At 63.5% G+C, this 14,247-nt stretch carries 11 protein-coding genes; 5 read left to right on the forward strand and 6 right to left on the reverse strand.

The genetic code is table 11. From position 1 onward, the window contains the following. Positions 1-233: 233 nt before the first annotated feature. On the reverse strand, positions 234-1,151 hold the full coding sequence (locus tag AC1DYW_RS16880) for a DMT family transporter (protein ID WP_477226974.1): 918 nt from the start codon (positions 1,149-1,151) through the stop codon (positions 234-236). A gap of 208 nt (positions 1,152-1,359) precedes the next feature. Here AC1DYW_RS16880 and AC1DYW_RS16885 point away from each other — a divergent pair, with 208 nt between their 5' ends. Further along, the gene (locus AC1DYW_RS16885) at positions 1,360-2,580 is read left to right on the forward strand and encodes an alanine racemase (RefSeq protein WP_095086875.1); all 1,221 of its coding nucleotides are present in this window, start codon (positions 1,360-1,362) and stop codon (positions 2,578-2,580) included. Between the two features lie 53 nt (positions 2,581-2,633). Here the strand turns inward: AC1DYW_RS16885 and AC1DYW_RS16890 are convergent, their stop codons facing one another. Both AC1DYW_RS16890 and AC1DYW_RS16895 read right to left on the reverse strand, forming a co-directional pair. Further along, complete coding sequence (locus tag AC1DYW_RS16890) at positions 2,634-3,812, reverse strand: lytic murein transglycosylase (protein WP_477226975.1); 1,179 nt, start codon at positions 3,810-3,812, stop codon at positions 2,634-2,636. 244 nt (positions 3,813-4,056) lie between these two features. After that, entirely contained in the window at positions 4,057-4,860 is an 804-nt protein-coding gene (locus AC1DYW_RS16895) for a glycoside hydrolase family 25 protein (RefSeq protein ID WP_457150356.1), read from the reverse strand. A gap of 283 nt (positions 4,861-5,143) precedes the next feature. On the opposite strand from AC1DYW_RS16895, the gene AC1DYW_RS16900 reads away from it, so the two are divergent. After that, entirely contained in the window at positions 5,144-6,523 is a 1,380-nt protein-coding gene (locus AC1DYW_RS16900; RefSeq protein WP_477226976.1) for a serine hydrolase domain-containing protein, read from the forward strand. Positions 6,524-6,527: 4 nt separating this feature from the next. Here AC1DYW_RS16900 and AC1DYW_RS16905 read toward each other — a convergent pair whose 3' ends face one another. Genes AC1DYW_RS16905 through AC1DYW_RS16915 form a run of 3 tightly spaced genes read right to left on the reverse strand, consistent with a single transcriptional unit; the run spans position 6,528 to position 12,143 of the window. Beyond that, entirely contained in the window at positions 6,528-7,193 is a 666-nt protein-coding gene (locus tag AC1DYW_RS16905; protein WP_477226977.1) for a class I SAM-dependent methyltransferase, read from the reverse strand. Beyond that, a complete protein-coding gene (locus AC1DYW_RS16910) occupies positions 7,190-8,488 on the reverse strand; it encodes a BtaA family protein (protein WP_477226978.1) in 1,299 nt (432 codons plus the stop codon). Before AC1DYW_RS16910 ends, AC1DYW_RS16905 begins: the two co-directional genes overlap by 4 nt. Positions 8,489-8,519: 31 nt before the next feature. Beyond that, positions 8,520-12,143 (reverse strand): hydantoinase B/oxoprolinase family protein, encoded by a 3,624-nt coding sequence (locus AC1DYW_RS16915; protein WP_477226979.1) that lies wholly within the window; start codon positions 12,141-12,143, stop codon positions 8,520-8,522. A 191-nt stretch (positions 12,144-12,334) separates the two neighbouring features. On the opposite strand from AC1DYW_RS16915, the gene AC1DYW_RS16920 reads away from it, so the two are divergent. The 3 genes from AC1DYW_RS16920 to AC1DYW_RS16930 all read left to right on the forward strand — a co-directional run bounded on the left by AC1DYW_RS16920 (position 12,335) and on the right by AC1DYW_RS16930 (position 14,243). Beyond that, positions 12,335-12,595, forward strand: coding sequence for a hypothetical protein (locus AC1DYW_RS16920; RefSeq protein ID WP_109668284.1), 261 nt, complete (start codon positions 12,335-12,337; stop codon positions 12,593-12,595). A gap of 176 nt (positions 12,596-12,771) precedes the next feature. Then, positions 12,772-13,491 (forward strand): J domain-containing protein, encoded by a 720-nt coding sequence (locus AC1DYW_RS16925; protein WP_095086896.1) that lies wholly within the window; start codon positions 12,772-12,774, stop codon positions 13,489-13,491. Next, positions 13,488-14,243, forward strand: coding sequence for a peptidoglycan recognition protein family protein (locus AC1DYW_RS16930; protein ID WP_477226980.1), 756 nt, complete (start codon positions 13,488-13,490; stop codon positions 14,241-14,243). Before AC1DYW_RS16925 ends, AC1DYW_RS16930 begins: the two co-directional genes overlap by 4 nt. Positions 14,244-14,247: the final 4 nt, after the last annotated feature.

Here is a 14,247-nt window from a genome sequence, read left to right on the forward strand (position 1 = left end):
CTCGTAAGTCCCATGACATAGCCTCCTCTTAAAGAGCTATGTCCGAGAGTCTAGGTTCATTTGTGCCACAGGCAAGCGAAAAATGTGCTGCATTGCGACGTGATTGCCAGATTTGCGACCCGCCTTTTGCCGTTAGGCATTGAAACTCTTCGGCAAAAACCCGCTTCAGACCTGTGAACAAAATGTGGCGGCGATGTGTCACTATCGTGTCATGGCAGCGCTACCGCGGCGCTCTAACGCCTTCCGAACAGCCGCCCGTCGATGGTGACGAGGCCAAGTGCGATCAGCACCACGCCGCCGATTTCGAACAGTTCGAGCCGTTCGCCGAGGAACAGGAAGCCGAGCAGCATGGCGCTTGCCGGCACGATGAGCGTGACCAGCGAGGCATTGGTGGCGCCGGCCGAGGCGACGAGGTTGAAATAAAGGATGTAGGCGAAGGCGGTGGACAAAAGCGCCAGCGCCAGCACCGCCGCCCAGACCGGAGGCGAGGCGGAGAACAGACCGGCCGGGCCATAAGTGAAGAGCACGATCGGGATCATGATGATGGTCGAGGCGGTCAATTGTCCGGTAGCGATGACCGGCGAGGGGACGCCCTTGAAGCGGCGGGCGACCATCAGCGCCACGCCATAGGACAGCGAAGCGCCGATCAGCGCGAACTTGGCCCAGACCGGGCCGCCGAGCCCGGCAAGCAGGCCGGGGCCAATCATCACCGCCGTGCCGGCGACGCCGAGCGCAATGCCGGCCAGCTTGTTCCAGGAGAGCTTTTCGTCTGATGTCAGCGCGTTGGCGAGGATCAATGTCCAGAACGGCGTCGTTGCGTTGAGCACCGAGGCGACGCCGGCGCCAAGCTGGGTCTGGCCGGCGAAGATCAGCGAGAAGGGGATGACATTGTTGGTGAACGCCAGCAGGAAGAACAGGCCGGCATGGGGAAGCGCGAGGCGGAAGGACGGGCCGCGAATGGCGAGATAGAGCTGCAGCGCGATCGCCGCGATGGCGACGCGAAACAGCACCAGCACCAGCGGATGAAGTTCCGCCACCGCGATGCGGGCAAAGAAGAACGAGCCGCCCCAGATCGCACCGAGCAGCAGGAGTTGTCCCCAGTCCTTGAGCACCATCGGCCCGCGTGGCGCTGATGTCGCGGCCATTGCCATGTCAATCGTCCTCCCCAGACGGCCTGAATGCCAGCCGGTCAGCCAGAACGCATATCGGGTCTGGCGACAAGGGCCACCCGAAACCTGACTGATGGCAAACTCTGCCACTTGGACCTAGCGCAGCTGCGTCAGTGCCACGAGACACAGAATTGTTTTCATTAGCCGCTAGCTTGGATTAATTGTGCGCAGCCGACATGAGGATTCGTCCATGCAGCGATTCGAGAATGCCCGCGAGGCGGCACTGGCGCTTCGCCCGGACGATCCGGTCTATTGCTTCCGCCCGCAGGTGCTGATGGCGGATGCCAGGCAGTTCATGGGCATGTTCCCCGGCAAGACCGCCTATGCGGTCAAGACCAATGGCGAGCCGATCGTACTCAAGGCGCTGGTTGAGGCCGGCGTCACTGCTTTCGATGTTGCCTCGCCAGGCGAGTTCGCCGCCGTGCGCGCGGTCTCACCCGATGCCGAGATGCTCTACATGCACCCGGTCAAGGCGCAGTCGGACATCAAGCTGGCGCTGGAGAAGTACGCCATCCGTGTCATTTCGCTCGACCATGAGGACGAGATCACAAAGCTGACACGGGTGGTGCGGGCGCTTGACATCGATCCGGGCGCGATAGCCGTTTTCGTGCGGGTGCAGACCAAGGGGCTTGCCGCCTACGAACTGTCGAAGAAGTTCGGCGCCGGGCCGGCCTATGCGGTCGAGCTGGCGGAGCGGCTGAACCGCACTGGCTACAAGGTCGGCCTGTGTTTCCATGTCGGCAGCCAGATCGAGGATCCCGATACCTATGAGCGGGCGCTGGCCTCGGCCGACTGGGTGCGCAACCGCCTGACCTTCGACATTGCCGGGCTCGATGTCGGCGGCGGCTTTCCGGCCGAGTATGGGCATGATCCCAACCGCAAGCACATCGAGATGCCGTCGCTCGGCCAGATCATGTCGCGGCTTTCCGGCGACCTCAAGGAATACCAATTCGACCAGATACCGCTGGTGGCCGAGCCGGGCAGGGTGATCGTGGCGCGCTGCCTGTCGCTGATCGTGCGGGTGCTCTTGCGCAAGGGCAAGCGGCTCTACATCAATGACGGCATCTGGGCGTCGCTGTCGGACTCCTGGACCGGCAAGATCACGCTGCCGGCGCGTTTCATCCCCGATCCGGCGATCCGCTCGCGCAATGGGGAGGAAAAGAACATCGTGCCGTTCAAGGTCTGCGGCGCGACATGCGATTCCGTCGACATCCTGTCGCGGCCGTTCTGGTTGCCTGAAACGGTCGACACCGGCGACTGGATCGAGATCGGCCATATCGGCGCCTATTCGCTGTCGCTCAGGACCCGCTTCAACGGCTTTTACCCCGACACCTTCGTCGAGGTGACGACGCCGTTCGACGAAGGCGACGCGCCGCAAGGGTTTGCGAGTTTGGAGACGATGGCGAATTAGTGAGGTGGTGAGTAGAAGCAGCCCTTCTATTCACTACTTACAATTCGCACTCACTAGAGCCTCGCCAAAAGCTCCGGCGTCGGCCAGCCGTCCACAGGCAGGCCAAGGCGCATCTGCTCCTTGCGGATGGCTTCGCGGGTGTTGGTGCCGAGGATGCCGTCGACCGTGCCGACATCGTAGCCCCTGGCTTCCAGCCTGGTCTGCAGCGCCTTCAGTTGCTCGTTGTTGAGGCCGGTCTCGGGATTGCGCGGATCGAACTGTGGCGCGCCCGCCAGCCTGGCGGCGAGGTTGGCAGCGGTCAGCGCGTAGGTGAAGGACTGGTTCCATTCGAGATAGACGTCGAAATTGTCGTAGGTGAGGAAGGCTGGCCCCTTACGGCCCATCGGCAGCGCGAGGCCCGCTTTCAGGCCATTGTCGACCAACGGGGCGCCGCTGGGGTAGGTGACACCCCATTGCGCCCATTGCGTCAGCGGCAGCTTGTTGGTGCGCCCGGTCTGGTCCCACGGCATGTCGTCGGGCACGCGGACTTCCTGGATCCAGGGCTCGTCGCGTTTCCAGCCACGCGACAGCACCTTGTTGGCAGTGGTCATGATCACATCCGGCACGCTGCCGCGCAGGTCGACCTTTCCGTCGCCATCGCCGTCGACGCCGCGCGCGAGATAGTCGGAAGGCAGGATCTGCGTCTGGCCGATCTCACCGGCCCAGGCACCCCTGACATCGGCCGGCACGACGCCGCGATCGATCAATTCCAGAAGTGGCACAAGCTGAGGCCGAAACAGTTGTGGGCGGCGGCAATCATGGGAAAGCGTCACCAGGGCGCTCAGCGTGTGGAAATCGCCCTGCACGGCGCCGAAATCGGTCTCCAGCGCCCAGAAGGCGGCGATGATTGGTGCCTGGACGCCGAATTGCTGGTCGGCACGGGCGAAGACATCGGCGTATTTCTTCATGTTCGCCGCGCCCTGCTTCAGCCGGTAGGCCGAAATCATGCGATTGGAAAATTCGGTGAAGGTCTGGGTGAAGACGCCCTGGGCGCGGTCGCGCGCCAGGACTTTGTCGTCGATGGTGGCATCCTCCAGCGCGTCCAGACCCACTGCACCGACACCAGCCGCCTTGGCTTCCGCCACTACGCCCTGCTTCCAGGCTTCGAAGTCGCCGCCACATTCCTGCGCCATCGCCGGCAAGGCCGTGGCGCACAAGAAGAGCGCCGCGAGGGCTTGGGAATGCAGTCGCATCAGCTTCCTTTCGAACGAATGAGGGCATTTGTCGTGCCCCCCTCGGAAGCCCCAACGCCCTTGATTACCGCCGGTTGCACTCTTTGCCGCCGGCTGTGTCGAAAAGCAAGCGGCAGGCCCGGTGTCAACGGTGTTCTGCCGAAGCCCCTTATTCCGCTCTGCTTCGCTGCGGTTAAACCTAGGTCGACGGGTGTGCTGCCACAGCCCCCTTTTTCCAGGCGACTTCGTTGCCGTTGAACCGGGCTCAACGGGTGTTCTGCCGCAACCACTTGTTCCACGCAGCTTCGCTGCCGTTGAAGACGTTGATGTCGGACTTGCCGGTCATGCCCGGAACGATGCCGGTTCCGGTGTATTGCCAGAAGGTGAAGGGGTGACTGCCGTATTTTTCGCGCGGATGGCCGGCGACGGATCGCAGCCAGTAGGGATAGCCGCGGAAAGTCGATAGCTGGTTGTCGTCGAAGAAGTCGACCGAGGTGTAGATGATCGGCTTCTTGCCATAGTGTCGTTCGACGATTTCGAGGAAGGTGGTCATCTCCGCGCGCACCGTGGCGGCATCGGGACGCAACCTGCAGGTTGGCGACTTCGGGTTCCACTCCATGTCGAGGACTGGCGGCATCGCCGAGCGATCGACCGGGACGTTCTGGATGAACCAGCGCGCCTGCTGAGCGGCGGGCGTGCAGAAGTAGAAGAAGTGGTAGGCCGCGCGCGGAACGCCGGCGGCTTTCGTGCGGGCCCAGTGTTCGTTGAAATATTCATCGAAGCGGTCACCGCCCTCGGTCGCCTTGATGAAGGCGAAGGAGATGCCGCTGGCCTTGGCAGCCGGCCAGTCGACCGACGTCTGATATTTGGACACATCGGTGCCGTGGACGGCATAGTTCCACGGCGCGCCGCTGTCCCATTCATGCGGCTTGGAATCGGCGAAGCGCGGCGCGCGCACGGCAACCGTCGTCGGGCTGCTGGACGCAGACGGCGACAGCGGCGAGAGATCGTCCACCGTCGAGCAGGCGCTAAGCAGCGTCAGCATGATGAGGCCCGCAAGACGGCGCATCGCAACTCCCGAGCCGGAATCAGCCGGTCGCTGATGGGTCTGTGCATTGATGGCCGGCGCTTGGTCTGGCCCCCGACGAGCGATCGCCCCACAGCATCGCCCGGTATCCTCGTTCTCGTGCATGTCGTTGTCCCAAAACCGCTATGCAGTTTTGGGCGACATGCATTGATCGCCGAACATGGTTGATATCAGGTTGACGGCGCTCGACAAGCACTGCGATTTGCGGAAGCAATGGCGGCAAATCGATGACATAAGCGTCAGGCAGGGGCCTGGGAGGAAACAAATGCGGACCGTCGCCAAGATCGTCAGATGGCTGCTTGGCCTGGTCGTGCTGGCGATCGCCGCGCTCTTCGCCTGGCTCTACATCGCACCGCCGGAATTGATCCGTGTCGGTTCGGGCTATTCGGCCAAGATTGTCTGCTCGAACGTCTTCATCGCCGGTCGCGACGCCAATGAGGTGCTCGCGGTCGACGTGCAGGCGCCTGGGCACCCGCTGCTGCGGCTGATGCGGGTCTCGGTGGACAAGAACAGGGGAACGGTCTCGGCGGGCCTGCTCGGCTTCCTTGGCAAGAGCCTCGCTGTCGCCCGTGATGGGCTGGGCTGCGCCTCGGTTCCCGATGGCGATGTCGGCAAGGCGCGACGGACGGCGGTCTATGCCGAACCGTCGGCGGTCAGCCAGGACGCGCTGTGGCCGGAGGGCGAGCGGGTCGAGCCGTCACAGGACCCGGTGATTGCCAAGCTGCTCGACGATGCGGCGCTGACCGGCACCGGCATGCGTGCGGTGGTGGTGGTCAAGAATGGCCGCGTCGTTGCCGAGCGCTATGGCGCGGGATTCTCGGCAAAGACGCCGATGCTCGGCTGGTCGATGACCAAGACGGTGAACGCCGCTATCGTCGGCACGCTGGTCAAGGACGGCAAGATGGCAGTCGACAACAAAGGCCTGTTCGCGCCATGGAAGGCGGATGGCCGCGCGGCGATCAGCCTTGCCGACATGATGGCGATGTCGAGTGGACTGGAGTTCAACGAGGACTATGGCGACGTTGCCGACGTCACGCGCATGCTCTACCTCGAACCCGACATGGCAGGCTTCGCCGAAGCCAAGCCACTGGTGGCCGAGGTCGGCAAAGTGTTTACCTATTCGAGCGGCACTGCGGTGATGCTGTCGCGCCTCTGGCAGGACGCGATCGGCGACAAGGGAAAGGCGCTGACGTGGCCACGAACGGCGCTGTTCGAGCCGCTCGGCATGCACAGCGCGGTGCTCGAGACCGATGAACAGGGCACCTTCGTCGGCTCGTCCTATCTCTATGCGACTGCGCATGACTGGGCGCGCTTCGGCCAGTTCCTGCTGCAGGGCGGCGTGTGGAACGGGAACCAGGTGCTGCCGGCCGGCTTCGTCGACTGGATGCGGGAGCCGGCGCCGGCCTCGAAAGTCTACGGCAAGGGCCAGTTGTGGATCGAGGCACCGGGCGACGAGAAAAAGCCCGGCGCTGGCGTGGCGGCGGGCCTGCCCAAGGACACCTATTGGATGGAGGGCCATGACGGGCAGACGGTGACCATCATTCCCTCGGAGCAACTGGTGGTGGTGCGGCTCGGGCTGACGCCGGCCAAGCTCGGCTACCGTCCGCAGACGATGGTCGGGGCGGTGGTGACGGCGCTACACTAGTATTTCATGGACGCGGCCCGATAACGGCGAGCCAGGCATAGCCGCGATAAAGCGTGCGGAAACGGAAGCTTGCGCCGGTTCGACGAGATTCCGATTCCAGGACCTCGCGCAGGGTCGAGCGCGGCGCGACATGGAACTTCTTGAGCCAGCCGCGCAGCAATGCCCGGAACCAACCCGGCAGGCCTTCCTGCTGGCCGAAATCGACGATGTGCAGCGAACCATTCGATGACAGCGCAGCAAGTGCCGCCGACACCGTCTTTTCCCAGCCAGGGATCATCGACAGCGAATAGGATACGAAGATGCGGTCGAACCGTTCGACACCGTAAAGCGCGCCCGCATCGAAATCGGTGGCGTCGCCCCTCGCCAGCGTGACGCGGCCCGACAAGCCTTCGCGAGCAATGGCAGTGCCGGCCGTCTCCAGCATCTCGGCCGAAATATCGAGGCCGAAGAAGCGGGCGTCGGGATAGCGACGGGCGGCCAGGATGATGTTGCGGCCGGTGCCGCAGCCGAGTTCAAGCACGGTGCCGCTGGCCGGCACGTCGAGTCCCGAGATCATCAGGTCGCGGCCAAGCAAATAGTATTTGCGGGTCAGGTCGTAGATGTGGCGCTGCCAGCGATAGACGCCGTCCATCAGCTCGGCATGGCTGGCCCGCAGCTCGGTGGTGCTCATGCCGCGCGCTTCACATAGAGATGGAAGCCGCCATAGATGGCCGAACGGTCGCGGGCCGAGAATTCGCGCGATGCCTCGTCCTGATAAGTCCACTGGTCGAGCAGCGAGCTGGAAACCCGGCCGGGCAACAGGCTGGGCTCGGCGGCGGTGCGGAAGATGACGCGGGCGCCGGCCGACGCGGTGCGGGTGATTTCCGACCATAGCGCATTGAGCTGGTCGTCGGTCATCCAGTCCTGCGCATCGAGCAGGATGAAGCGGTCGACCGCGCCTGCATCCTTGCCGGCAAGGAACTCGATCAGATTGGCATGGTGGATGGCGACGCGGTCGACATTGCCGCGGATGGCTTCGTAATTCTGCTTTTCGAGATAGGCGGGCAGGGCGGCCTCGCCGGGATTCGGATAGCGGCGGGCGAAGGCCTGCCAGGCGAAGTAGTTGTTCACCAGCGGAAAATCGCAAGCGAGCTTTTCCAGCCGGGCCTTGAGCACACTGGCCATGGTGCCGTCACCTGACGTGATCAGCGAATCGTACTGCGCCGGCGGAATGCCGAGGCCGAACAGCGAGGCTTTGCGCGACGTCGCCCATTTCAGCAGCGGCTTGTCGAAGACCGGCGCCAGTTTCTCGTTGAAGAAGCGGCGCTGCTCGCCGATGTTACGGGCCTGCATGATGCCGGCAGGATCGACGCCGAAGAACTTTGCCGTGCGGTGGCCCATGGCGATGAACAGGCCGAGCAGGCCGGTCTGGTAGAAATTGCGGTCGAAGACGGCGATGCGCCGGCGGCCGCGCCAGTTGCGGCGCTCCCAGTAGTGACGGCTGACCGGGTCGAGATGCGGCGCGATGAAACGGTCGTAGGCTTGCGAATTGTGGCTGGTGTCGGCGGCGCCGAAGAAGCGAAACAGGTCGCCCTGCGAAGGCAGGTGGCGCATGGCCTCCAGCTTCATGCGGTTCAACGCGATATGCGCGGCGTTGAGGTCGACGGCGTCAATTTGCGCCGGCGAACGGGTCAGGTAGGCAAGGATGTTGCAGCCGCCCGAGGCGATGGTGACGACGCGATGGCCATGGCCAAGCTGCATCGCTTCCATGTCGACATCGGGGTCCTCCCAGATCTGCGGGTAGACGAGTCCGGAAAACAGGAAGGCGAACAGCCGCTCCGAGATGCCGGCTTTCGACAGCGGGCGGTTCTGGTAGACGGCCTTTCCAACTTCCTTGCCGCGGCGAAAAACCAGATCTGCGGAAACGTCCGTCATGGCAAGGTGATTCCCCATTTGCTTTGGCGCAAGCGGGTAGCGCAGGGTCATGACAGGCCAGTGACAGCCTGTTGACGTAGCTTCAGGCCTTGCCAAACCCGCCCGGCGTCGGCGTCGTCAGGATGACGGCGTCGCCGGCCTGAAGCACGGTCTGGTCGCAGGCTTTCAACAGGTCGATCGCGCCGTCCTTGCGGCGGACCTTGGTCGAGCCGACTTCGCCGTCGCCGCCACCGTCCAAGCCTTGCGGCGGGCGGTTGCGATGCGAGGACAGGATCGCGCATTCCATCTTCTCGAGGAAACGGATGGTGCGCTTGGTGCCGTCGCCGGCGCTCCATCTGCCCTTGCCGCCGGAACCTTCCCGAATGTGGAAATCCTCGAGCAGCACGGGAAAGCGCAGTTCCAGCACTTCCGGATCGGTGAGGCGCGAATTGGTCATGTGGGTATGGACGCCGGAAGTGCCGGCGAAGCCGCGGCCGGAGTTCATTCGGCCGGCGGGCGAGCCGGAACAGATCGTCTCGTAATACTGATACTGCTTGTTGCCGAAGGTCAGGTTGTTCATGGTGCCTTGCGCATTGGCCATGGCGCCCATGGCGCCGAACAGCGCATTGGTGACGTGCTGCGAGGTCTCGACATTGCCGGCGACGACGGCGGCGGGGTAGGCGGGTTTGAGCATGCAGCCGTCGGGAATGATGATGTTGATTGGCCGCAGGCAGCCGGCATTCATCGGGATCATGTCTTCGACCATGACGCGGAAGGCATAGAGGACCGCCGCGCGGGCAACCGGCTCGGGCGCATTGAAATTGTTCTTCATGACCGGCGACGTGCCGGTGAAGTCGACAGTCGCCTCGCGCCTTTGCCGATCCACCGTGATCTTCACCTTGATGAGCTGGCCGGTATCGGTCGGATATTCATATTCGGAAGCGTCCGGCAGCCGCTCCAGCACGCGGCGCACGCTCTCGGCGGCGTTGTCCTGGACATGGCCCATATAGGCTTCGACGACATCGAGGCCGAAATGCGCGACCATCTTGCGCAGTTCCGCGACGCCTTTCTCGTTGGCGGCGATCTGCGCCTTCAGGTCGGCGATGTTCTGGTGCGGGTTGCGGGCCGGCCACCGGTGGTCGGTGAGCAGCGTTTCCAGTTCCTTCTCGCGGAAGCGGCCGCGGTCGACGATGCGGAAATTGTCGAACAGGACGCCTTCCTCGTCGACCGTCGTGGCGAGCGGCGTCATCGAGCCGGGCGCCGTGCCGCCGATATCGGCGTGGTGGCCACGCGAGGCGGCCCAAAAGAGGATTTTCTGCTGAGCGTCGTCGAAAACCGGCGTCACCACGGTGATATCGGGCAAATGGGTGCCGCCATTGTAGGGGGCGTTGAGGGCAAAGACGTCGCCGGGGTGGATGTCGCCGGAATTCAGCCGGATGATGGTTTCGACCGAACGATCCATGGAGCCCAGATGCACCGGCATGTGCGGCGCATTGGCGACCAGCGCGCCGTTGTGGTCGAAGACGGCGCAGGAGAAATCCAGCCGCTCCTTGATGTTGACGGAATAGGCGGTGTTCTGCAGCGTCACGCCCATCTGCTCGGCGATCGACATGAACAGATTGTTGAAGACTTCCAGCATCACCGGATCGGCCTCGGTGCCGAGCGCCGCCTGCCGCTGCTTCTCCTCGATACGGCGCAGCAGCACATGGTTCTTGGCGGTGATCTCGGCCTGCCAGCCCGGCTCGACGACGATGGTCTGGTTCGGCTCGATGATAAGCGCAGGGCCGGCAATTCTATGCCCGGGCTTGAACCCTTCGCGGCGAATGATGCCGGCGTCGCGCCAGATGCCGTCGGAAAAGATTCTTCGTACTTCCAAAGGACTTGCGGCGATGTCTTCGACCGCGGAATCGCTTTCGTCGCGTCCCGTGCCACCGGTATCGGTCCCCTCGACGCCGACGGTCTCGACGATCATCGGCTTGTTGTCATAGACGAAACCGAACTGCGCCTTGTGGGCAATTTCGAAATCGCGCTTGGCCTTGAAAATCGAGTCTTCCTCGAAATTCACCGGCAGTGTCGTGTCGGTGCCGTCATATCGAATGTGCAGTACCGGCTTTGCGGCAACCATGTCCTCGGCGATGCCTTGCACTGCGAATTCGGCGATGACGGCCTTTTTCAAGGTGGCGATCAGGTTGCCGATCTCGGTTCTGGACTCTTCCGCCAGCGGCTTCAGCAGCGCCTGTTGGCGCGAGGCAAAAACCGAGGACAGGCCAATGCCATAGGCCGACAGCAGGCCGGAAAAGGGATGGATCAGCACAGCTTCCATGCCGAGCGCGTCGGCAACCAGGCAAGCATGCTGGCCGCCGGCGCCGCCGAAGCAATTGAGCAGATATTCGGTGACGTCGTAGCCGCGCTGGACGGAAATCTTCTTGATGGCATTGGCCATGTTTTCCACGGCGATGGTGACGAACCCTTCGGCGACAGCCTCGGGCGTGCGGCCGTCGCCGATTTCGGCGGCCAGTGCGGTGAATTTTTCGCGCACCGTTTCGACGTCGAGCGGCTGGTCCTGGGCGGGACCAAAGATCCTCGGAAAGAAATCGGGCTGCAGCTTGCCCAGCATGACATTGGCGTCGGTAACGGCCAGCGGCCCGCCGCGGCGATAGGCGGCCGGGCCGGGATTGGCGCCGGCGGAATCAGGTCCGGCGCGGAAACGGCCGGCCTCGTAGTGGAGGACCGAGCCGCCGCCGGCGGCGACGGTGTGGATGCGCATCATCGGCGCGCGGATCCGCACGCCGGCGACCTCGGTGTCGAAGGCACGCTCATACTCGCCGTCATAGTGGGCGACATCAGTGGAGGTGCCGCCCATGTCGAAACCGATGACCTTGCCGAAGCCGGCAAGCTTCGCCGTCTCGACCATGCCGACAACGCCGCCCGCTGGCCCGGATAGCAGCGCGTCCTTGCCCTGGAACATGTCGGCGGCGGTCAGCCCGCCAGAGGACATCATGAACATGAGGTGGGGAGATTGGCCGGGCGCGGCGCCCAATTCCCCAGCCACCTTCTGCACATATCTCGACAGGATCGGCGACAGATAGGCGTCGACCACGGCGGTGTCGCCGCGGCCGACCAGCTTGATCAGCGGCGACACTTCATGGCTGACGGAAACCTGGCCGAAGCCCAGTTTTCGGCAGACTTTTGCCACTGCCTTCTCGTGGTCGGGGTATTTCCAGGCATGCATGAAGACGATGGCGACGGCGTCGATGCCATCGGCTTTCGCCTGCTCGATCGCCGGCCGGCAAGCCGCGATGTCGAGCAGCCGTTCGATGCTGCCGTCGGCGCGCACGCGCTCGTCGATCTCGATGACGCGCTCATAGAGCTGTTCTGGAAGGATGATCTCCTTGGCGAAGATGTCCGGCCGCGCCTGATAGGCGATCTTCAGCGCGTCGCGAAACCCCTTGGTGATGAGCAGCAGAACCCGGTCTCCCTTGCGCTCCAGAAGGGCGTTGGTGGCGACGGTGGTGCCCATCTTGATGTCGCCGATCAGGCCCGGCGGGATTGCGCCGCCGGAGGACAGGCCGAGAAGGTCGCGAATGCCCTGGATGGCGGCATCGGCATAGGCTTCGGGATTTTCGGAGAGAAGTTTGCGCGGATGCAGCCCGCCTTGCGGGTCGCGGCCGATGACGTCGGTGAAGGTGCCGCCGCGATCGATCCAGAAATCCCACGTCGCGGTCATGGCAGCTCCCGGCAGTTTCAGTTCGATTTGCTCAACACATCCTGTTAGTTCGCCGTTGTCTGGCCGGCAATCGCAAACGGGCCAGATGATGTTACATATGGAAACGCAACGTTACGAAACTCATGGCCGTCTGATGCATTTCCCCTTCGACCGTTCACCGCAACGTGAACGTGTAGTGAAGGAGAGATGTTATGAAAAAGCTCATTCTTGCGTCCGTTTCCGCTTTGGCGTTGCTCGGCGTTGCTGCCTGTAGCGACAGCGGCACGGACAACACCACCACCCAGAGCACCAATCCGCCGGCCGCCGAACAGCCGATGAAGCCGGCGACGCCGGAAGCCACGCCGCCGGCCGCAACGCCTCCGGCAACCGATAACTCGACCACCAAGAGCATCACACCTGAGAAGCCTGCCGAGCCGGCTCCGGCAACACCAGCTCCTGCGCCCGCGCAGTAGTCAGCAAAGCAGTACTCGTGTGATGATTGAGGAAGGCCGGCTTGTGCGCCGGCCTTTCTCATATTGTCCGCGCCCCGTGGCTACATCCCCCTCCGGCGCCACAGCGACCGGTTGCGCCAAGGCTGCGGCGCTGTCCCGGCTTGATAGCAAGAGGCCGTGGCCCTAAGAAGCAGGCCATGTCGATTTGGGATCGCCTTGGCGAATTCATCACGCGCGTTTCATCCTCAACCTCGTCCGGCGTCGCCGACGTCGTGGAGGCCGTGCGCACGATTTTCTCCGGCGACGCTGATCTGCGCCGGCGTGTCGCTTTCTCGGTGGCGATGATCGCGCTGTCGGCCAAGATGGCCAAGGCCGATGGCATCGTGACCCAGGACGAGGTGCGCGCGTTCCAGGAAATATTCGAAGTGCCGCCGAAGGAGACGCGCAATGTGGCGCGGCTGTTCGATCTCGCCCAGCGCGACGTCGCCGGTTTCGAAACCTATGCTGAGCGGATGGCGCAACTGTGCGGCTCGGGCCATTCCAACTGCGTGATGCTGGAAGACATACTCGACGGTCTGTTTCACATCGCCAAGGCCGATGGGCTGGTGCATGAGCGCGAAGGCCACTTCCTGCATCGTATCGCCGAGATTTTCCGCATCGACGAGGCCCATTACGAGAGCATCATGGCGCGGCACGTCAATCTCGGCGCAGGTGATCCCTATGTCGTGCTCGGCATCGAACGCGGCAAGCCGTTCGAAGAGGTCAGGAAGCGTTATCGCAAGCTGGTCTCCGACAATCATCCGGACCGGCTGATCGCGCGCGGCCTGCCGCAGGAGTTCATCAAGATCGCAACGACCAGGGTGGCGGCGATCAACGCCGCCTATGAGATGATCGAGCGGGGCCTGCGGCACGCATGAGCGGCTTCCTGCCCGACGAGCCTAGCGCCGAGGTCAGGGTATCGCCGAATTTCGGTCCGCGGCGCGACACGCTCCGGCCCGACATGATCGTGCTGCATTACACTGGAATGGCGACCGGCACCGGCGCCGAAGCATGGCTGTGCGATCCGGCCAGCGAGGTCTCGTCGCACTATCTTGTGCATGAGAATGGCCACATCGTGCAGATGGTCAGGGAAAGCGATCGCGCCTGGCACGCCGGCAAGAGCTCGTGGTTCGGACGCGCCGACATCAATTCCTGTTCGATAGGCATCGAGATCGTCAATCCGGGACATTCGCTGGGCTATCTCGACTTTCCCAGAGGGCAGATCGATGCGGTGATCGGCTTGTGCGCCGGGATCGCAGGTCGGCACTCGATTGCCGCCGAGCGAGTGCTGGCGCATTCCGACGTGGCGCCGGGGCGCAAGATCGATCCGGGCGAGAAGTTCCCATGGCGGACACTGTTTGCGGCCGGCGTCGGCCATCTCGTGGCGGCTGCACCCGTCAGGCGAGGGGCCGTGCTCAAGACCGGAGACACCGGCGCCGATGTCGAGGCGTTGCAGTCGATGCTGGCGCTCTATGGCTATGGCGTCGAGATATCAGGCATTTTCGACCGGCAGACGGAGATTGTCGTCGAAGCGTTTCAGCGACATTTCCGGCCGCGCAAAGTGGATGGTGTTGCCGATGGCTCGACACAGCGGACGCTAGAAAGGCTGCTTGCTTCCGTAAGGTCTTGATCTC

The sequence above is a fragment of the Mesorhizobium sp. P2_D5 genome, assembly GCF_056404355.1.

Excerpts from the sequence above, each read along its gene's own strand:
- AC1DYW_RS16930 (WP_477226980.1), top strand. The coding sequence starts at position 13,488 with ATGAGCGGCTTCCTGCCCGACGAGCCTAGCGCCGAGGTCAGGGTATCG.
- AC1DYW_RS16880 (WP_477226974.1), bottom strand. The coding sequence starts at position 1,151 with ATGGCAATGGCCGCGACATCAGCGCCACGCGGGCCGATGGTGCTCAAG.
- AC1DYW_RS16915 (WP_477226979.1), bottom strand. The coding sequence starts at position 12,143 with ATGACCGCGACGTGGGATTTCTGGATCGATCGCGGCGGCACCTTCACC.
- AC1DYW_RS16890 (WP_477226975.1), bottom strand. The coding sequence starts at position 3,812 with ATGCGACTGCATTCCCAAGCCCTCGCGGCGCTCTTCTTGTGCGCCACG.
- AC1DYW_RS16885 (WP_095086875.1), top strand. The coding sequence starts at position 1,360 with ATGCAGCGATTCGAGAATGCCCGCGAGGCGGCACTGGCGCTTCGCCCG.
- AC1DYW_RS16925 (WP_095086896.1), top strand. The coding sequence starts at position 12,772 with ATGTCGATTTGGGATCGCCTTGGCGAATTCATCACGCGCGTTTCATCC.
- AC1DYW_RS16920 (WP_109668284.1), top strand. The coding sequence starts at position 12,335 with ATGAAAAAGCTCATTCTTGCGTCCGTTTCCGCTTTGGCGTTGCTCGGC.
- AC1DYW_RS16900 (WP_477226976.1), top strand. The coding sequence starts at position 5,144 with ATGCGGACCGTCGCCAAGATCGTCAGATGGCTGCTTGGCCTGGTCGTG.
- AC1DYW_RS16910 (WP_477226978.1), bottom strand. The coding sequence starts at position 8,488 with ATGACCCTGCGCTACCCGCTTGCGCCAAAGCAAATGGGGAATCACCTT.
- AC1DYW_RS16905 (WP_477226977.1), bottom strand. The coding sequence starts at position 7,193 with ATGAGCACCACCGAGCTGCGGGCCAGCCATGCCGAGCTGATGGACGGC.
- AC1DYW_RS16895 (WP_457150356.1), bottom strand. The coding sequence starts at position 4,860 with ATGCGCCGTCTTGCGGGCCTCATCATGCTGACGCTGCTTAGCGCCTGC.